The sequence below is a fragment of the Alphaproteobacteria bacterium genome (assembly GCA_017308135.1).
Classification (GTDB): Bacteria; Pseudomonadota; Alphaproteobacteria; order CACIAM-22H2; family CACIAM-22H2; genus Tagaea.
Genome location: JAFKFM010000015.1, coordinates 17,300 through 36,087 on the forward strand (window position 1 = coordinate 17,300; position 18,788 = coordinate 36,087).

The 18,788-nt window shown below is 64.5% G+C and carries 14 protein-coding genes and 1 tRNA gene; 6 read left to right on the forward strand and 9 right to left on the reverse strand.

Annotated features, from left to right (window positions below):
* Positions 1-20 precede the first annotated feature (20 nt).
* The 3 genes from J0H39_24325 to J0H39_24335 form a co-directional block, all read right to left on the reverse strand.
* Positions 21-1,472, reverse strand: coding sequence for a malonyl-CoA decarboxylase (locus J0H39_24325; protein ID MBN9499888.1), 1,452 nt, complete (start codon positions 1,470-1,472; stop codon positions 21-23).
* Between the two features lie 57 nt (positions 1,473-1,529).
* Positions 1,530-1,739 carry a hypothetical protein gene (locus J0H39_24330; protein ID MBN9499889.1) on the reverse strand — a complete coding sequence of 70 codons (210 nt, stop codon included), beginning with the start codon at positions 1,737-1,739 and terminating at the stop codon, positions 1,530-1,532.
* A gap of 81 nt (positions 1,740-1,820) precedes the next feature.
* Positions 1,821-3,314, reverse strand: a complete 1,494-nt coding sequence (locus tag J0H39_24335) for an NAD(P)H-hydrate dehydratase (protein MBN9499890.1) — start codon at positions 3,312-3,314, stop codon at positions 1,821-1,823.
* A gap of 42 nt (positions 3,315-3,356) precedes the next feature.
* On the opposite strand from J0H39_24335, the gene J0H39_24340 reads away from it, so the two are divergent.
* On the forward strand, positions 3,357-4,040 hold the full coding sequence (locus J0H39_24340) for a DUF1194 domain-containing protein (protein ID MBN9499891.1): 684 nt from the start codon (positions 3,357-3,359) through the stop codon (positions 4,038-4,040).
* On the opposite strand, the gene J0H39_24345 is transcribed toward J0H39_24340, so the two are convergent.
* From J0H39_24345 to J0H39_24355, 3 genes are all read right to left on the reverse strand, one after another.
* Positions 4,037-4,588: an NAD(P)H-dependent oxidoreductase gene (locus J0H39_24345; protein ID MBN9499892.1), complete on the reverse strand. Its 552-nt coding sequence runs from the start codon at positions 4,586-4,588 to the stop codon at positions 4,037-4,039. The genes J0H39_24340 and J0H39_24345 overlap by 4 nt on opposite strands.
* Positions 4,589-4,602: 14 nt before the next feature.
* Positions 4,603-5,931, reverse strand: coding sequence for a pentapeptide repeat-containing protein (locus tag J0H39_24350; protein ID MBN9499893.1), 1,329 nt, complete (start codon positions 5,929-5,931; stop codon positions 4,603-4,605).
* Positions 5,932-6,040: 109 nt separating this feature from the next.
* A tRNA-His gene (locus J0H39_24355) sits at positions 6,041-6,116 on the reverse strand.
* Between the two features lie 103 nt (positions 6,117-6,219).
* Here J0H39_24355 and J0H39_24360 point away from each other — a divergent pair.
* The 3 genes from J0H39_24360 to glnA all read left to right on the forward strand — a co-directional run bounded on the left by J0H39_24360 (position 6,220) and on the right by glnA (position 9,418).
* Positions 6,220-7,413 carry a pyridoxal phosphate-dependent aminotransferase gene (locus tag J0H39_24360; GenBank protein ID MBN9499894.1) on the forward strand — a complete coding sequence of 398 codons (1,194 nt, stop codon included), beginning with the start codon at positions 6,220-6,222 and terminating at the stop codon, positions 7,411-7,413.
* A gap of 197 nt (positions 7,414-7,610) precedes the next feature.
* Complete coding sequence (locus J0H39_24365) at positions 7,611-7,949, forward strand: P-II family nitrogen regulator (protein ID MBN9499895.1); 339 nt, start codon at positions 7,611-7,613, stop codon at positions 7,947-7,949.
* Positions 7,950-8,008: 59 nt separating this feature from the next.
* Positions 8,009-9,418, forward strand: a complete 1,410-nt coding sequence (gene glnA / locus J0H39_24370) for a type I glutamate--ammonia ligase (GenBank protein ID MBN9499896.1) — start codon at positions 8,009-8,011, stop codon at positions 9,416-9,418.
* A gap of 76 nt (positions 9,419-9,494) precedes the next feature.
* On the opposite strand, the gene J0H39_24375 is transcribed toward glnA, so the two are convergent.
* On the reverse strand, positions 9,495-12,716 hold the full coding sequence (locus J0H39_24375) for an AsmA-like C-terminal domain-containing protein (protein ID MBN9499897.1): 3,222 nt from the start codon (positions 12,714-12,716) through the stop codon (positions 9,495-9,497).
* A 79-nt stretch (positions 12,717-12,795) separates the two neighbouring features.
* Here J0H39_24375 and J0H39_24380 point away from each other — a divergent pair, with 79 nt between their 5' ends.
* Both J0H39_24380 and J0H39_24385 read left to right on the forward strand, forming a co-directional pair.
* Positions 12,796-15,735, forward strand: coding sequence for a bifunctional [glutamine synthetase] adenylyltransferase/[glutamine synthetase]-adenylyl-L-tyrosine phosphorylase (locus tag J0H39_24380; GenBank protein MBN9499898.1), 2,940 nt, complete (start codon positions 12,796-12,798; stop codon positions 15,733-15,735).
* Positions 15,735-16,268: a peroxiredoxin gene (locus tag J0H39_24385; protein MBN9499899.1), complete on the forward strand. Its 534-nt coding sequence runs from the start codon at positions 15,735-15,737 to the stop codon at positions 16,266-16,268. The genes J0H39_24380 and J0H39_24385 overlap by 1 nt, the downstream gene beginning before the upstream one ends.
* Here the strand turns inward: J0H39_24385 and J0H39_24390 are convergent.
* Both J0H39_24390 and prfB read right to left on the reverse strand, forming a co-directional pair.
* On the reverse strand, positions 16,265-17,506 hold the full coding sequence (locus J0H39_24390; GenBank protein ID MBN9499900.1) for a hypothetical protein: 1,242 nt from the start codon (positions 17,504-17,506) through the stop codon (positions 16,265-16,267). The two genes, J0H39_24385 and J0H39_24390, sit on opposite strands and share 4 nt — an antisense overlap.
* Before the next feature lie 104 nt (positions 17,507-17,610).
* Positions 17,611-18,739, reverse strand: a protein-coding gene (gene prfB, locus J0H39_24395; protein ID MBN9499901.1) for a peptide chain release factor 2 whose coding sequence is annotated in 2 segments (ribosomal slippage) — positions 17,611-18,669 and positions 18,671-18,739 — 1,128 coding nt in all. Because the reading frame shifts where the segments join, the coding sequence is not laid out codon by codon here.
* Positions 18,740-18,788: the final 49 nt, after the last annotated feature.

Sequence of the window (18,788 nt, forward strand, 5' to 3'; positions counted from 1 at the left end):
CGCGATGAAGATGCCCAGCGTCACTTCGTCGCGGCTGCCTTGACCAGCCCGCGCACCGAAGACGACGTCGCGATCGTGCCGTCGGTCGCATAGGCCTCGTGGTTCGTTTCGATTTCCGCGAGGCTGTAGAGATAATTGACCATCAAGCCGGCGGATTGGCGCAATCCGTTGGGCGATAGATCTGCGCGCCAATTGACGCGCTCCAACCGCGCGCCGTTCGACAGATGGAAATGCGCGACGGGGTCGAGGGCACGCCCGTCGTTGCGTTTGGCCTTGGTGAGATAGACGGCGCAGGCGCGCGATAGCGGCGCTTCCATCGCCTTTGCGAGATTCCTGTTCGTGGCCCACGAATCGTCGGCGAGCACGCGTTTGAGATCGCCCTTCGCCACGGGGCTGTCCACGTCGCCCTTCAACGCGGCCGCCAGGCCGCCGCGCTCCTCGCGCGTCAGCAATCCCTTGGCGCCATCCGCGAATTGCCGGTCGAGCCATTTGCGGAAACCGGGGACCGGCGACAACGTCGCGAAGGTTTTGAGATTGGGGAACGCGCCCTGCAACTCGGCGACGACGCGCTTGATGAGGAAGCCGCCGAACGAAATCCCGGCGAGGCCCCTTTGGGCGTTCGTGATCGAATAGAAAATCGCCGTATCGGCGGCGCGCGGATCGCCCAGCGGCGCGTTCTCGTCGAGCAGCGCTTGCACGTCGCCCGCGAGGCCCTTGACCAGCGCCACTTCGACGAAGATCAGCGGCTCCAGCTTCATGCGCGGATGGAAGAAGGCGAAATAGCGCCGGTCGCCGTCGAGCCGGTTTTTAAGATCGTTCCAATCGCGCACCGCGTGGACGGCTTCGTATTCGGCGAGCTTCTCGAGCAAAGCCGCCGGGCTTTCCCAGGTGATGCGGCGCAGTTCGAGGAAACCCAAATCGAACCACGCGACCAGCAGATCCTTGAGATCGGCTTCGAGCCCGGCGAGTTCGGGCATCTCGCGCGACCAGTCGAGCAATTCGGCGCGGCGATCGACCAGGAATTTCACGCCTTCGGGCAAGGCGGAAAATTGCTGGAGCAATCGCGCGCGCGGCGCTTCCAGCGAACGCTTCAACGCGATCTCGGCCTTCGCGCGCGATGCGGGCGTGCCGTTTTTCCAGGCCGCGAGGGCGGCCGCCGCCGCTTTCTCCGCCGCCGCGCGGTCGAAATCGAATTCGGTCGCGATCAGCGACATGAAGCGTTTGCGCCCGGTCTGCGACAAATCAAGATAAAGCCGCCCGAGCTCGACCGCGCGCTGACGCGCGCTCGCCTCGCCGCCTTTGCCTTCCAGGCAATCGCGCATGCGCGCGCGCAACGGCTCCAGATCGTCGTCGGACAAATCGGGATGCGGCGTGCGCGTGCCGCCGACCGCCGCGCGGGCGGTGGAGGATAGATCCCGCCACGCCTCTTTCAGACGGGCGACGAAGGAATTCGGGACGCGCGTTTCGCTCATCGCCCGAAAGTGTCGCGCGGGCCACGGGGCGAGGCAAGCGGCGAAATTATGGCGGAACTAATGCGCCAAAGCACCGTCGTCGGGCGGCGTCGATTGCAGGCAGAACTTGATCGCCGCCCACTGCGCGTCGGGCAGCGACGACAGCAATTCCTTGGCGAGCAGCCAATCGCCGGAATCGTCGGATTGCACCGCGCGCGCCAAAGCACGGGCGGCCGCATGCTCGGCGCCGAGCACGGAACACGTCGCCACGAACAGAGGATGGTCCATGCGATTTAAATGAGCCGCGCCCCCGACAAGCACAAGAGCGCGATTGTCGCGGATCGGACGAAACGTTGCGGTTCGCGGCGTTTAGCTACCGTCTCGCGGTAATTTCGTCGAAGAATTTTTTAACCCGTTCGCCGCGCGGAGAAACGGCGCCAGCGATTGCGAAATGCGAAGCGGAAGATCGTCGGCGATCAAGCCCGGCCCGTGAATGGACGCGGCATCGCCGTGGAACCACACGCCCGCACAGGCCGCAAAGAATTCGTCCATTCCTTGTGCAATCAGCCCGGAAATCGTGCCGGCGAGCACGTCGCCCGATCCGGCGGTCGCCAGCCACGGCGGCGCGTTGGCCGCGATCGCCGCGCGCCCGTCGGGATGGGCGACGACCGTATCCGCCCCCTTCAACACGACGATGGCGCCCGACCGCGCGGCACCGGTCCGCGCGCGCGTCAGCCGGTCGCCTTGCGTGAGATCGGGGAACATCCGCACGAATTCGCCGTCATGCGGCGTGACGACGAAATCGCGCGTCAGGCGAATATCCAGCGGCGACAAAACGCGCAGCGCATCGGCATCGAGCACGCAAGCGCGCCCCGCCTTGCGCACCGCTTCGATGCGCGCCCGGCACGCATCGTCGGCGCCGTTGCCGGGACCGAGCAGAACGACATTGCGGCGCTTGTCGGCGAGCAATTCGTCGAATCCGCGAAGATCGCGCACCACCACGGCGGCGGGCGACGCGACGCGCAGCATATCGGTGACAACATCGGGTGCCGCCAGCGTGACGAGGCCGGCACCGGCGCGCAAACACGCCTCGCTGGCAAGGCGCGCCGCCCCGGTCAATTCGCCGCCGCCGACGATCAGCGCATGGCCACGGTCGTATTTATGGGTTTGCGCGCCGGGGATCGGCAGCGCCGCGCGCCAGAGTTCGGGCGTGTTGGCGAAGGTTTCGACCTTCACCTGTTCATGCACCGCCGCGGGAATACCGATATCGGCGACGACGAGTTCGCCGCAGAGTTCGCGCCCGGGCAACAGCAAATGGCCGGGCTTGGGGCGATGGAACGTGACGGTGAGGTCGGCTTTCGCCGCCCCGCCCTTCACTTCGCCCGTATCGCCGGACACGCCGCTGGGCACATCGATCGCGACGATCGGCGTGGCGCGATGGTCGAGCACGCGCACGAGGGTGAGGGCCGCCCCGTCCAAATCCCGCGACAAACCGGCGCCGAACAACGCATCGACGATTAGGCCCGCATGTTCGATCAAATCGGGGGCGATCGTCTCGATCTCCACCGGACAAAGTGCCGCCATCGCCGCCGCGTCGCCGCGCAAGGCGGCGCGCTCGCCCAGCAGGCCGACACGGACGGGCCAGCCCGCGTCGAACAAATGCCGCGCAACGACGAATCCGTCGCCGCCGTTATTGCCCGGCCCGCACAACACGGCGACCGGGCCGCGCTTGAACCGCGCGCCCAGATGCCGCGCGACCGCCGCCCCGGCGTTTTCCATCAAGCGCAGGCTTGGCACGCCCGCTCCGACCGACGCGCGGTCGATCGCCGCCATTTCAGCGCAACTGGGTAATATCGTCGTCATCGCCCCGATCATGCCATATTGGGGGCGTATTTCTCCCGCCCCATGAATCGCCGCAACTTCATCGCCGCCGGCCTCGCATCGGCCGCCCTGCCCGCCCGGGCCCAGGCCGCGTCCCATCCCGTGGATGTGGCGCTGGTGCTGGCCATCGATTCCTCAAGCTCGGTGTCGATGGACGAGTTCTATTTGCAGATGGAAGGCTATGCCGCCGCGTTCCGCCACCCGTCGGTCGCGGACGCGATCGGATCGGGCCGGGTCGGCGCCATCGCCGTTGCGATGTTCGAATTCGCCAACGCGAAGACGCACACGATCAACATGGATTGGTGCCGCATCGCGGCCCCTGAAGCGCTGGAGCAATACGCCAAGGAATGCGAAATGGCGCCGCGCTTGGTGATCGGCGGCGCCACGGCGATCGGCGACGCGCTCGACTTCGCCTACGACGCGCTGAACGCCTGCCCCTACCAAGCCGGGCGGCTGGTGATCGACGTGTCGGGCGACGGCGCTTCGAACCAAGGGCGCAACGTGCTGGCCGCGCGCGAAGACGCGCTGGCCGCCGGGATCGCGATCAACGGTCTGCCGATCCTCAACGAGGAGCCCGATCTCGACGCCTATTACCGGCTTTATGTCGTCGGCGGACCCGGCGCCTTCGTCGTGCCCGCCCGCGACTACACCGATTTCCGCGACGCGATCCGCGACAAGCTGGTGCGCGAGATCAAGTTCATCGCTTAACGCTTCAGGCGTTCGATCCAGGCGGCGAAGGCTTTGAGCTGATTGGCGAGCGTCGACTTCGCGCGCTCGTCGGTCAGATTGCCCTCGGCGTCGAACACCGCGCCGGCGTTCGGCACGGTCGTATTGGCGCCGACCAGCGGCAACATGCCCATGCCGGTCAGCACCGGCAGGATCGAGGTTTGCGCGCGCAACGTGCCCGACATGCCCGGCCCCGTGCCCATCACCGCGACCGGCTTGCCGGCGCAAGTCGACTTGCCCGGCGGGCGCGACATCCAATCGAGCGCGTTCTTCAACACGCCGGGAATGCCGGAATTATATTCGGGCGTGGCGATCAGCACGCCGTCCGCGGCGCCCACCGCCGCATGCAGCTTGGCGACCGCGTCGGGATAGCCTTGCGCTTCGACATCCTGATCGAAGAACGGGATCGGCTTCAGATCGAAAGTCTCGATCGTCGTCCCTTCCGGCGCCGTTCTGGCGGCATAGGCGAGAAGCATGCGATTGAAGGATTTGGCGCGCAACGAACCCGCGATACCGAGCAGCTTGGGCATTTTGACGTATTCTCCTAGATGCGGCCGATGGCGCCGCGGAAATCCGCACCGTCGATTTTGGCGTCGCGGAAATCCGCGCCGGTCACGTCGCAATCGGTGAATTTGCAATCGGTCAAATCGGCGCCGCGGAAATCCGCCTGCCGCATGATCGATTCCGAAAAATCGCACACCGCGAGCTTGGCGCCACGCAAATTCGCGCGATGCAGCTGGGCGCCGCGCATACGCGTGGGCCAGCTACCCGTCGCGGTCGTGGGCAGCGGCATCGACGTCAAATCCGCGTTCGACAAATCCGCACCGTTGAGGATGCATTTGTCGAGCGTGGCGCCGCGTAAATCCGCCGATTCCAGCTGCGCACCGGCGAGATTGGAGCCCGTCATATCGGTCATCTGGAATTTGGCGCTGTCGAGCTTGGCGTCGATCAGCGTCGTCCGCTTCATCCGTGCCGCCGAGAAATTCACGCCCTTGGCGTCGATCCCGGTCAGATCGACGGAATCGAGCACGGCTTGCGCGCCCTTGGCGCCGGCGGTTTGCAGCCAGTCGAAATGGTTCAGCACGATCTCGCCCAGCTTCATCCCGATATCGTCGAGCGATTTGGGCAGGATCGCCTTGCTGGTGTCGGACTTCTCGAAATCCTTTTTCGAGAACTGCGCGGCCGTGAGATCGGCGCCGTCGAGATTGGTGTTGTTGAGGAAGGCGCCGGCCAACACCGCGCCTTGCAAAATGCAGTTCGAAAGATTGGTCTCGGTCAAATCCGCGCCGGTCAGCACCACGCCGGTGAGGTCCGAATTCGAGAAATCCGCGCCGGCCAGATTGGCGTTGCGCATGATCGCGTTGGACAGATCGGTGCGCCGGCCGAAAGCGCGCGCGACTTTGGCTTCGGTCAGGTTGGCGCGGCTGAACGACGCGTCGTCGATTTCGGCCGAGCGGCGCTGCGCGCTGGCGAAATCGAAATTGCCGTTGTCGTCGGGCACGATGATGAAGCCGTCGCGGATATCGGCCTGACGCAAATTCGCGTTTTCCAGATTGGCGCCCTTCAAACTCGCGCCGCGCAGATCGGCGCGTTGCAAATCGGCGCCGCGGAAATTCGCGCGCGTCAGATTCGCGCCGAAGAAATTCGCGCGTTCGAGCTTGGCGCCTTGGAAATCCGCCTCTTCCATCCGGCTGCCGACGAACTCGGCTTCGGCGATGTTTTTGTTGGCGAAGACCAAACGCTCGAGCGTGTGGAATGGATAGGCCAAACGCTTGCCGCCGGTCTGCTTGGCCACAAGCCGCTCGTGCAGCTTGATGGCCGCGTCGAGATCGGCTTGCGCGACTTTCGCGTATTTTGGCGGACGGGGCGGCATGATCGCGGCGGAGTGTAGGCCCCCCACGCGAAAAGGGGCAACTGCACGGCCCTTTTTCGTGAATGCCACCGCAATTCTTCTTCCCGACCGGCGGAACCGGTGGGAAGGCTGGGGCGAGCGACGGGGCTCGAACCCGCGACAACTCGGACCACAACCGAGTGCTCTACCAGCTGAGCTACGCCCGCCACAGCGGGGCGGTTTTTAGCCCCCCCGCCCCCGCAACGCAAGGCTTACCGACGGACGGGTGGACATGCTACCCAGTGGCCCAGAAAGTTCGAGGGAGGCCCCATGTCCATGCAATTGGCCGAGCGCATGTCGCGCCTTGGCACCGAAACCGCGTTCGAAGTGCTGGCCCGCGCCAAGGCGTTGGAAGCCAAGGGCAAGTCGATCGTCAATCTGGGCATCGGGCAGCCGGATTTCGTCACCCCCGAACATATCGTCGAGGCGGCCGTGAAGGCCCTGCGCGACGGCCATCACGGCTACACCCCCGCCAACGGCATCCTGCCCTTGCGCGAATCCGTCGCCCGCGACATCCACAAGCGCCTGAAGGTGGAGATCGATCCCGGCAACGTGCTGATCGTGCCCGGCGGCAAGGTCACGATGTTCTTCGCGATCATGATGTTCGGCGAGCCGGGGGCGGAGATCGTCTATCCGAATCCCGGCTTCCCGATCTACGAAAGCGTCATCAAATTTTCGGGCGCCACGCCCGTCCCGCTGCCGCTTCTGGAAAAGAACGGCTTCGCCTTCACCGCCGACGACGTGCTGTCGCGCATCACGCCGCGCACGCGCTTGCTGATCGTCAACTCGCCCGCCAATCCCACGGGCGGCGTGTCGCCGAAGGCGGAAATCGACAAGCTGGTCGCGGGCCTCGCCAAACATCCGCATGTCGCGATCATGTCGGACGAGATCTACGGCCAGATGACCTATGACGGCCGCGAGCATGTTTCCCTGCTGTCCTATCCGTCGATCCGCGACCGCCTGATCCTGCTCGACGGCTGGTCGAAGACCTATGCGATGACCGGCTGGCGCATGGGCTACTCCGTGTGGCCCAAATCGATCGTGGCGCAGGCCGAGCGTCTGGCGATCAACTGCCATTCCTGCGTCAACGCCTCGGCGCAGTTCGCCGGCATGGCCGCCCTCGACGGGCCGCAGGACGCCGTCCACAAAATGGTCGCCGCTTTCGCCGAGCGCCGTCGCGTGATCGTCGACGAGTTGAACGCCATACCGGGTATCTCGTGCGTCGAACCCGGCGGCGCCTTCTACGCCTTCCCCAATATCAAGGGCACGGGCATGGATAGCCGTGCCGCCGAAACCCTGTTCCTGGAACAGGCCGGCGTGGCTGTGCTGTCGGGTACGGCCTTCGGCGCGCATGGCGATGGCTATCTGCGCTTCTCCTACGCCAATTCGGTGGAGAACATCCGCGAGGCGATGCGCCGCATTCGGGAAACTTTGGCGCGCACCGGCACCAAGGCAGCTCAATGAATGGGCAAATTGCCTATTTTTTGAACGAAATTCGGCCGCTTTTCTGGGCGGCCGATCGCGAATCCGTGAGTCCGCGCCGTCGATTTTCCACCGGTCCTGGCACGCCCCGTGCTTTGTAGGGAACACGTGCCGGGCATCCCCCGGGAATTCGTCGCACTCACGTACCTTCTCTCCAACTTAGCAGCGTCCTGAACCTCATGAAAAAGATCGAAGCGATCATCAAGCCCTTCAAGCTCGACGAGGTGAAGGACGCGCTCAACGAAATCGGCCTGAAGGGCATCACGGTCGTCGAGGCCAAAGGCTTCGGCCGGCAGAAGGGCCATACCGAGCTTTATCGCGGCGCCGAATACGTCGTCGACTTCCTGCCCAAGGTGAAGCTCGAAGTCGTGCTCGAGGACAATATGGTCGAGCGCGCGATCGAAGCGATCCAGCGCGCCGCCCATACGGGCCGCATCGGCGACGGCAAGATTTTCGTCTCCACCATCGAAGAAGTCGTCCGCATCCGCACCGGTGAGCGCGGCGCTGACGCCGTCTGATCGAACGTTTCAACCCGCCCGGCGGTAGGGACCGCCGGGCAAACCACAGGAAGAAGACTATGTCGGATCCCAAGACAGTCCTGAAAAAGATCAAGGACAACGGCTGCAAATATGTCGACCTGCGCTTCACCGATCCGCGCGGCAAGCTGCAGCACCTCGCCCATGCGGTCGAGACGATCACCGAAGAGACCTTCGAAGAAGGCCTGATGTTCGACGGCTCGTCGATCGCCGGCTGGAAGGCGATCAACGAATCCGACATGACGCTGATCCCCGATCCGACGACCGCCGTGATGGATCCGTTCGCGGCCCAGCCGTCGATGACGATCATGTGCGACATCTACGAGCCGGGCACCGGCCAGCCCTATAACCGCGACCCGCGCGGCATCGCCAAGAAGGCCGAAGCCTACGTCAAGGAAACGGGCATCGGCGACACGGCCTATTTCGGCCCCGAAATCGAATTCTTCGTGTTCGACGACGTCCGCTTCAAGGTGTCGATGAACAAGACCTCGGTCGAAATCGATTCGATCGAAGGCCCGTACGTGACCGACAAGGTCTATCCGGACGGCAATCTCGGCCATCGCCCGAAGATCAAGGGCGGCTACTTCCCGGTTCCGCCGGTCGATCAGGAATCGGACCTGCGCGCCGAGATGCTGACGATCATGAAGGACATGGGTCTCGACATCGAGAAGCACCACCACGAAGTGGCGCCCTCGCAGCACGAGCTCGGCGCCAAGTTCACCACGATGGTGAAGGCCGCCGACCAGTGCCAGATCTACAAGTACGTCGTCCATAACGTCGCCGCCCAGTACGGCAAGACGGCGACCTTCATGCCCAAGCCCATCAAGGGCGACAACGGTTCGGGCATGCACGTCCACCAGTCGATCTGGAAGAAGGGCAAGCCGCTCTTCGCCGGCAACGGCTACGCGGACCTCTCTGAAACGGCGCTGTTCTACATCGGCGGCATCATCAAACACGCCAAGGCGATCAACGCGTTCACCAACGCGTCGACGAACTCGTACAAGCGCTTGATCCCGGGCTTCGAAGCGCCCGTGCTGCTCGCCTACTCGGCGCGCAACCGTTCGGCGTCGTGCCGCATCCCGTTCGGCGCCGGCCCCAAGGCCAAGCGCGTCGAAGTGCGCTTCCCCGATCCGTCGGCCAACCCGTATCTCGGCTTCGCCGCGATGCTGATGGCCGGCCTCGATGGCATCAAGAACAAGATCCATCCGGGCGATGCCATGGACAAGAACCTGTATGACCTGCCCCCGGCGGAACTGAAGAAGGTCCCGACGGTGTGCGGTTCGCTGCGCGAAGCGATGATGGCCCTGCAGAAGGACAACGCCTTCCTCACGGCCGGCGGCGTCTTCACGGAAGACTTCATCGAATCGTATATCGACCTGAAGTTCGAAGAAATCTACGCCTTCGAACACACGCCGCACCCGATCGAGTTCGAGATGTACTACTCGGTCTAACCGGCGCGCCCGCAAGGGTTCGAAACGAAGACGGCCCCGGAGAAATCCGGGGCCGTTTTTCGTTGGGGGGGGGACCTCAATCGCGGCCGGGCTGGCCGCCGCGCGGATCGAACGGATCGATGGGGGCGGGCGGCGGCGCGTTCTCCGTCGTACCGGTCGCGGGGGCGGGCGCATTGGCGCCGCCGAACACGCCGAACAAGCGGCGCAGGAAACCGGGCGCCAAAGTGGACAGCGGATTGATCCGCACATCGGCGTCGGCGGCCGGACCCTTGGCGGTATAATTCGCCGCGAAGATACCGCCGCCGCGCTGGCCCGCGAGCAGATCGCCGAGCAGCGGAATATTGCCCAAGATCGAATTGACCGCATAGGCGGGCACGATCGTGCCCGCGACGTCGATCTGATCGGTTTCGAGATCCACGACGCCGTTCGCCGTGAAGCCGATCGACGCGCCATGCATGCGCAGATCCTTGATTTCGATTTTCGGGTCGGCCCAGGCGAAATCGGTGTCGAGACGGCTAAAGCCGATCCCCTCGCCGCGCAAGGAATCGAGCACGCCGGTCAGCAACGTCACCGATAGAAGCTTCGCCATCACCGGCGCGTTGACCAGGCGGAAATTCTCGATCGCCAGCGTGCCCGCGATCGCCTGATCGGGGCGTGCCGGATCGGTCTTGCCGCGCGCGACCAAGCGCCCGCCGACCATGTTCGGCGTAATGTCGAGCGCCTTCAACACCGCGCCCGCATCGGGCGAACTCGCCGCCAGGCGCTGCATGCCGTCGGCATCGGGATCGAGATCGAATTGAAACGGCACGGAAGCCGCCTGCGCGCCCGCGGGCAAAGGCGTGCTGGGATCGAGCTGCGCCGACAGGCGCAAACGTTCCCACAAACGCTGACCGCGCTGCCCGTCGATCGACGCCGCGCGCAATTCGCGCCCCGTGCCCAGCATCAAGCGCTCGAACTCCCCGCGCAGCCCGAAATCGGCGCGATTGGGATCGGGCGGCGATTTGTCTTTGAGGAAGGGTTCGACGTCGAGGAACTTGCCCCTCGCCTCGTAGCGATCGCTGCCGCGCCCGTCCGCCGCTTTCGGATCGCGGCGCACGCGCAGATTTTCGAGATCCATCCGCCCGTCGAGCAAAGCGCGCGAGAAATCCACCTCGCGGATCGTGCGGCCGTCGGCGTCCATGCCGACGCGCCCGCGAACGGCGATGCCCTCGCCCGCCGCATCGATGCCTTGCAATTCGACCAGCGTGTCGCGACGCAGCACCAGGCGCATCTTCGCGTTCAACTTCTTGCCGGGTGCGCGCAACCACTCGAGTTCCGGCACTTTGACGGTCGTGTTGGCGAGGTCGAGCCCGAGATCGATCAGGCGCCGCCCGTCGCGATAGGCGACCATCGCCACATCCACGTCGATCGGCCCGTCGAGATAGGCCGGAAAATCGAGATTGAAGCGCGCTTGGGTTTCGGGCGAAGCGGTGCCCTTGGCGGTCGCGCGCTCGACCGGATCGGCCTTGTCGGAAAATTCGCGCCGATACGCGATCTCGGCCGGCGACCCGCCCGCAAGGCCGAGCCCCTTCAGATCCATGCCGTTCTCGTCGACGACGATGTTGAAATCGCCGTGCTCGATCGGCTGATCCTTGACGGCTTTCGCCGCGAAGAACTCGGTCGCGCGGGCTTCGGCACGCACTTTGACCTGATCGAGTTTCAAATTGGCTTCGAGCGGAAAACCGATCTCGAGCTTCACCGTGCCGTTGCCGTCGTAACCTTCCGGATCCTCGCCAATACGTTTGAGGAAGCCGAGCGGGGGCATATCGATCAGCCGCATCGCCGCGCGTACCGGCGTGGTCATGTTCAAATCGATCTGTGCCGCTTGATCCGCCTTGTCGAGGCCGGTCAGCGACACGGTGCCACCCTGAACTTTGATCTCGCCGACCTCGCCCGCCGCGATTTTGAAATCGAGGCGGCGCGTATCCATCACCGCACTCGCCGACGCGTTGCGCACCGGCGGCAAGCCTTTCAGGAATTCGACCGTCGCGTCGCGCACGTCGAAGGTCAGGCGGAACTTGTCGAGCGCGAAGCCCGCGAACGACGCGTCCTTCGCCGACATCTCCAATTCCGCCACGCCCGCGGGCACGCGCGCCTGGGGAATGCTGTCGGCGATCCAGATCTTCGGATTCTCCGGCGCCGCATGGGGCCACAATTCGACGAGGCGCTTGGCGTCGAGCCCGGCGATTTCCGCGCGCAACTTGATCGCGGGCTTGCGCAGAAAATCGTCGGCCGTGCCTGTCACGCGGATCGTCGGCGCGCCCATATCGATCTCGAATTTCTCGATCGCGATCTTGGCGAAATCGGCGGAGACATTCGTCTCCAGCGCGATCTCGCGCACCGCCACTTCGCGCGCGAACCACGCGGGATCGGCCAGCACCGCGTCGCGCGCGCGCAAGGTCAAACGCCCTTGCTCGATACGCCCGCCGCCGACGATGGCATCCAGGCCGATATCGGGGCGCATGCGCAGCCCCTTCAACAGGGCAAGGCGCGGATCGAGATCGGCGAGGCCCGGCAGCCACACGCCGGGGATATCGGCGGCGAGGCGGATCTCCTCGTTTTGCACGACATAGCGGGCGCGCACCGTCACCGGAATGCGCTGCGCGCCGACCTGCAAGGGCAGCGACGCCGACAACGCGATGCCGCGATCGTCGCGCGCGGCTTCCGCTTGCGCGCCGACCAGCGAGACGGACAGCCCGGTCAACGCGTCCTCGACGTCGATCCGCGTGCCGGTCAGCGTGACGCGCGACAGCAGACCGAGCATCTTGTCGGGATCGGGCGGGCCGGACAATTCGCCCAGCAAAAAGCCGAGCACCCCGCCCTCGGAAACGGGCGCGTCATTGGCGTCGCTTTCCTGCAAGCGGATATCGCCGTTGGCGTCGCGCGCCAAGCGCAGATGCAAGCCTTCGATGCGCACCGCTTCGGGCTGCACCTCGCCCACCAGCAGCCGGCGCGCGGAAAGGCGCAGCCAGGCGAGCGGGATCGAAACGAGTTCCTTGCCTTGGCGGTCGCGCACCACCGTGTCGACGATGCGCAACTCCATCGATTGGTTGAGCCCCGACCAATCGATCCAGGTCTCGCCCACATCGACGTCGTAGCTGCTGTCGTCGGCCGCCAAAGCGGCCTCCAAAATGGGCGTGACGAAGGGCACGGCGATCGGCCCGGCCGAGAGCCGCCAAAGCAACAGCCCGGCGCCCACCAGCAGCAAGGCCGCCAGCGTGCCCAGAATTTCAAAAAACAGCCGGATCGGGTGACTCATCAACTAACCTTACTTCGACCCACCTTGACCCGTGGCCCCGGCGGCGGTCACCCTGCCCGGCTCGGAGCGGATTCGACACATGCCCTCATTGTACCCCGGTTTTGCGAAGGCCCAATGGCCCAAGCCCTTTGATAACGGCGCGGCGGCGCGGGAATTCCAGAATTTGGCCGAGGCGGCGGACGAATTGCCCGCCAATTCGAAACGCGGATTCTGCCGGGAACTCGCCAAGGGTCACCCGGCTTTGGCCGCGATTTTCGGCAATTCGCCGCATTTGTCGGCCCTGGTCCGTCGCGACACCGAATTCGCCCTGGAATTGCTGTTGAAAGGGCCGGACAAAATGTTTCCGGCCCTTTTGCGCGAGGTCCGCAAGGCGCCCAAAGCGGGCTGGACGACCGAAGGGCTGATGTCGGCCCTGCGCACGATGAAGCGCCATGCCAGCCTGACCATCGCGCTCGCCGACATAAGCGGCGTGTGGCCGCTCGCCAAGGTCGTGGCCGCGATTTCCGACACGGCGGAAACGGCGCTCGATCTTGCCTTCGCGCATGCGTTGCGCGAGACCGCGCGGCGCGACGGGCTGAAACTCGCCGATCCGAAGGACCCCAACAAGGACTCCGGGCTCGTCGTGCTCGGCATGGGCAAGCTGGGTGCGCGCGAGCTCAACTATTCCTCCGACGTCGATCTGATCGTGCTCTACGATCTCGACAAGGTGCGCGGCATCGATCCCGACGACGCGCAGCAAATCTTCGTCAAGCTCACGCGCCTTGCCGTGCGCATCATGGAAACGCGCACCGACGAAGGCTACGTGTTCCGCACCGATCTGCGTTTGCGCCCCGATCCGTCGGCGACACCGATGGCGCTGTCGACGTTGGCGGCCGAAACCTATTACGAGAGCATCGGCCAAAACTGGGAACGCGCGGCGATGATCAAGGCGCGGCCCGTGGCGGGCGATCGCGTCGCGGGAGAGCATTTCGTGTCGATCCTGCGCCCTTATGTGTGGCGCAAGCATCTCGACTTCGCCGCGATCGAGGATATCCATTCGATCAAACGCCAAATCCAGGCGCATCGCGGCGGCGGCGAAATCGCGTTGCACGGCCACAACGTCAAAACCGGCAAGGGCGGCATTCGCGAGATCGAGTTCTTCGCCCAGACGCAGCAATTGATCTGGGGCGGGCGCGACCCCGATCTGCGCGTGAAGGACACCTGCGCCGCGTTGGACGCGCTGGTTGCCAAAGGCCACACCAACGCGCGCGACGTCGAGGCTTTGAAGAAATCCTATGCGTTCCTGCGCACGCTCGAACATCGTTTGCAGATGGTCGCCGACGAGCAGACGCAGGAACTGCCCGAGCAAGGCCCCGACTGGACGCGCATCGCCCTGTTCATGGGCTATGACGGCGACGCGGCGTTCGAGCGCGATTTGCTGGCGCATTTCACGCTCGTCGCCGACCGTTATGCGCGGCTGTTCGAGGAAAGCGAGACGCAAGGCGGCTCGGGCTTGAATTTCGGCGGAATGGAGGACGATCCCGCGACGCTGGAAGCGCTGACGAAGCTCGGCTTCGTCGAGCCGCAACGGGTCTGCGCCGAAATTCGCGCCTGGCATCAGGGCCGCTATCGCTGCGTGCGCTCGGCGCGCGCGCGCGAATTGCTGGCGGATTTGGCGCCGCGCATCGTCGAAGCTTTCGCGCGCACGCCGCAACCCGATGCCGGGTTCGTGCGTTTCGCGCGCTTCCTGGAAGGCCTGCCGGCGGGCGTGCAGCTTTTCTCGCTGTTCAAGGCGCAAGCCTCGCTCGTCGATCTGACGGCGGAGATCATGGGCACCGCCCCGAAGCTCGCCGAAGAAGTCGCCACGCACACCCATCTGCTCGACGCCGTTTTGTCGGGCGATTTTTTCGCGCCCCCGCGCGACAAGGATGCGTTGGCGGCGGAACTTGCCCGCCTCAACGGCCAAGCGCGCGACTATCAAGACCGTCTCGACATCGCACGGCGCTGGCAGCACGAGCGCGAGTTCCAAGTGGCCGTGCAGCTTTTGAAGGGCGCGCTCGACGCGCGCGCCGCCGGGGCCGCCTTCACCGACATCGCCGATGTAGCGCTCGCCAGCCTGCTGGCCGATACGCAAGCCGAGTTCGCGCGCGCGCATGGCCATGTGAAGGGCGGCGCCTTCGCGGTGATGGCGCTCGGCAAGCTCGGCGGGCGCGAATTGACGATCACGTCGGATCTCGATCTGATCGCGCTCTACGACGTGCCCGCAGGCGTCGAACGGTCGGACGGCGAGCGCCCCTTGCCGCCGTCGCTCTATTTCATCCGCTTGGCGCAGCGTTACGTTTCGGCGCTGAGCGTCGCCACCGCCGAAGGCGCCCTTTACGAAGTCGATCTGCGTTTGCGCCCCGACGGCGAAAAAGGCCCGACCGCGTCGGCGTTGGCGGGCTTCGGCAAATACGTCGCCGAGGATGCGTGGACCTGGGAGCATATGGCGCTGACGCGCGCACGCTTCGTGTGCGGCGACGAAAAACTTGGCAAGAAGGCGCTCGCCGCCATCGCCAAAGGCCTCGCCAAGAAACGCAAAGCGGCGGAACTCGCGCGCGACATCGCCGATATGCGCCTGCGCATGGCGGCGGAGCGGCGCGCCGACACGCCCTGGCGCATCAAGGATTGGCGCGGCGGCTTGGTCGATATCGAATTCCTGGTCCAGCACGCGATCCTCGCCTCGGGCGATCCCGCCCTCGCTTTGCCCGCCATCGGCGAAGCGATCGCGGCGCTAGCCAAGGCGGGAAAATTCACGAAAGCGGAGGCCGAAACGCTGTCCGCCGCGCATGCGCTCTATTCCAATCTTCAGGCGATGCTGCGCCTCACGTGGCGCGGCGAATTCGACCCGGCGACGGCGCCCGACGCGCTCAAAAACCTGCTTGCGAAATCCGCGGGCGCGGTTGACTTCGCCGCACTACAATCCACCCTCGAAGAGCATGGCGTGAAGATCCGCGCTTTGTTCGAAAAGCGTTTACCGGCACCGCAAAGGAGTTCGTGATGGCCGCCAAGACCAAGACCGCCGCCAAAAAAGCCCCGAAAAAAGCCGCCGCCACCGAAGCGCCCGCGCGCGGGCCCAAGGTCGGCGCCAAGGCGCCCGATTTCAATCTGCCAACCGCCGGCGGCGGTTCGGTCAAGCTGTCGGCGCTGAAGGGCAAGAACGTCGTCGTCTATTTCTATCCGAAGGACGACACGCCCGGCTGCACGACCGAGGCTTGCGGCTTCAACGAAGCGCTGATGCAGTTCAAGAAAGTCGATGCCGAGATCGTCGGGATCAGCCGCGATCCGATGAAGAGCCACGACAAATTCGCGGCCAAATACGGCCTCAAATTCCATCTCGGCTCGGACGAGGAAGGCAAGGCGACGGCCGCCTACGACACCTGGGTCGAGAAGAGCATGTATGGCCGCAAATATATGGGCATCGAACGCTCGACCTATCTGATCGACAAGACCGGAACGATCCGCGCCGTGTGGCGGCCCGTCTCCGTCACCGGCCATGTCGACGCGGTGCTCGCGGCGGTGAAGGCCCTTTAGAACTCGAAGCCGTAAACGACCTGGGCGCCGATCGTGCTGGTCGTCGCCTGGGCGTTGACGTTGCCGAAGGCGGGCACCGCCTTCGTGCGTTTCCAGCCGATACCGACCGTCAGATCCTCCATCACCTTGTAGAGAAGGTTGGCGGCGATCTGGCGGTCCTGCTGGTTGAAAAAATCGCCCGACGTGGCGGCGCTGTCGGGCTTGGCGAAAGTCCGCGTCATGCGCGATGCGACGAACGTAAAATCCCGCCAGGTCAGGATTCCGGCCGTCGTCCAGTAGCTGCGGTCCTTGAACTGGTTGACGCCGATGATCGGGTCGGCGTTGAACACGTCGGTGAATTTCGCCCATTCGACGAAGGGCGTGAACACGAAGCCCGCCGGCAGGCCGATCTCGTAGCGCGCCCCGGCGACGTAACCGTCCGACGCGCGCGAGGCGACGGCACCGCTCGTCGCTTGCAGCGTCGCGGGCTGACGCGTGCCGGCCGCCAAACGGCGATAGCCCAAACCGATCGTCAATCCTTCCAGGCCCTTGGGATCCGTAAGTTCGTATCCCAGCGCGAAGGATTCCGGGCCGTTGGTGTTGCCAGGCCCCCCATATTCCAGGCGGTTGCGCCCCAGACGCTGCGTGGTCGACAACGGCCCCTGCCCCGGCCCATAACCCGGCCGGTTGAAGACCGAACTCGACAACGCGGTGTTGTCGAAGAAGAACGCGGCCACGTTGATCTTATGCGTGCCGAAGGCGCCCAGATCGAAATCACGCCCGGCGCCCGCACCGATCGCTTCCTTCATCTGGTAGTCCTTCGCGAATTCGTTCGCGTAGAACCCCGGCAAGCGCGCATCGTCCCAGCCCATGCCGAAGGCCGGGTTGAACTTGCCCGCGTAGAGCTTCGCGATGTCGAGTTCAAGATTCGCGAACAGGTTTTCGAGATAGGCTGCATGGCCGCCGAACAGGCGCCCTTCCGTCGGCGCCTTGACGCGTTCCCAATGCAGCTTCGCCTGCAGATTGAAGTTCGACGTGACGAACAATTTCGTCACCCCTTCGAACTCGCCATAGCCGTCGGTCAATTTCGACGGCCCGTTGGTACTGCCATAGGCGCGGTCGATGCCGAGTTTCACCGTCACGTCGGTGTCGAAATGAATCCCCTCGCCATGGACATGACGGTCGGGGCTTTGCGCGAGGGCCGGCGCGGCCAAAGCGAGGAACAAGGCGGTAGACGCGAAAAGGCGGCGGAACGTCATCGGTTACGGCACTCCAACTCATTGTGTTATACTATAACACATGAAGTTTGGGCGATTGCCAAGCGGAATCCGGTATTTCCGGATTCCGCCTTACCGTCAAATAATTAGGACTTGGCGTCGGCTTCCGCTTTGCCGCCTTTGAGGCGCGAGGCGAGCGAGGCTTCCAGGAACCGATCGATATCGCCGTCGAGCACGCCTTGCGTGTCCGAGGTTTCGACGTTCGTGCGCAGATCCTTCACCATCTGATAGGGCTGCAACACGTAGGACCGGATCTGGTGGCCCCAGCCAATATCGCTCTTGCTCTGGTGCTCGGCGAGCGTCGCGGCTTCGCGCTTCTGAAGCTCGGCCTCGTAAAGCCGCGCCCGCAACATCTTCCACGCTTTGTCGCGGTTCTTGTGCTGCGAGCGTTCGGTCTGGCACGCCACGACGGTGTTGGTCGGAATGTGGGTCAAACGCACGGCGCTTTCCGTCTTGTTGACGTGCTGACCGCCCGCCCCCGACGCGCGATAGACGTCGGTGCGCACGTCCGACTCGTTGATATCGATCTGGATGTCGTCTTCGATCGCCGGGTAAACCCAGGCCGAAGCGAAGCTCGTCTGCCGGCGGTCGTTGGAGTCGAAAGGCGAAATGCGCACGAGGCGATGTACGCCGCTTTCGGTCTTCAGCCAGCCATAGGCGTTTTCGCCCGAAATGCGCAGCGTCGCCGATTTGATGCCCGCTTCTTCGCCCGGGCTTTCTTCCAGATATTCGGACTTGAAGCCGCGCTTTTCCGCCCAGCGCAGATACATACGCGTGAGCATTTCGCCCCAATCCTGCGCTTCCGTGCCGCCGGCCCCCGCGTGAATTTCAATAAAGGCGTCGTTGGAATCGGCTTCGCCCGATAGCAGCGCGGCCAAGCCCCGCTTCTCGCTTTCGGCCTTCAGCGCCACCAGCGCGTTTTCCGCGTCGGCCAGAATGGCCGCGTCGCCTTCGGCTTCCGCAAGTTCGATCATGCCGACCGCGTCGTCGAGATCGGCTTGCAGGCGCTTGACCGCCGTGATCGAGGTTTCGAGTTGCTTGCGCTCGCGCAGGATCGCTTGCGCCTTCTTGGGATCGTTCCAGAGCGACGGGTCTTCGGACAGCGCGTTCAGTTCGTCGAGTTTCTTGAGGGCTCTATCCCAGTCAAAGAAACCTCCGCAGAAGATCGAGCGACTGCTTGATTTCGGCGGCAAGGGCGGCGATTTCGGCGCGCATAAGGATGCTCCAATTCGAATGATGGCATGCGGATACGAAATGCGGGCCC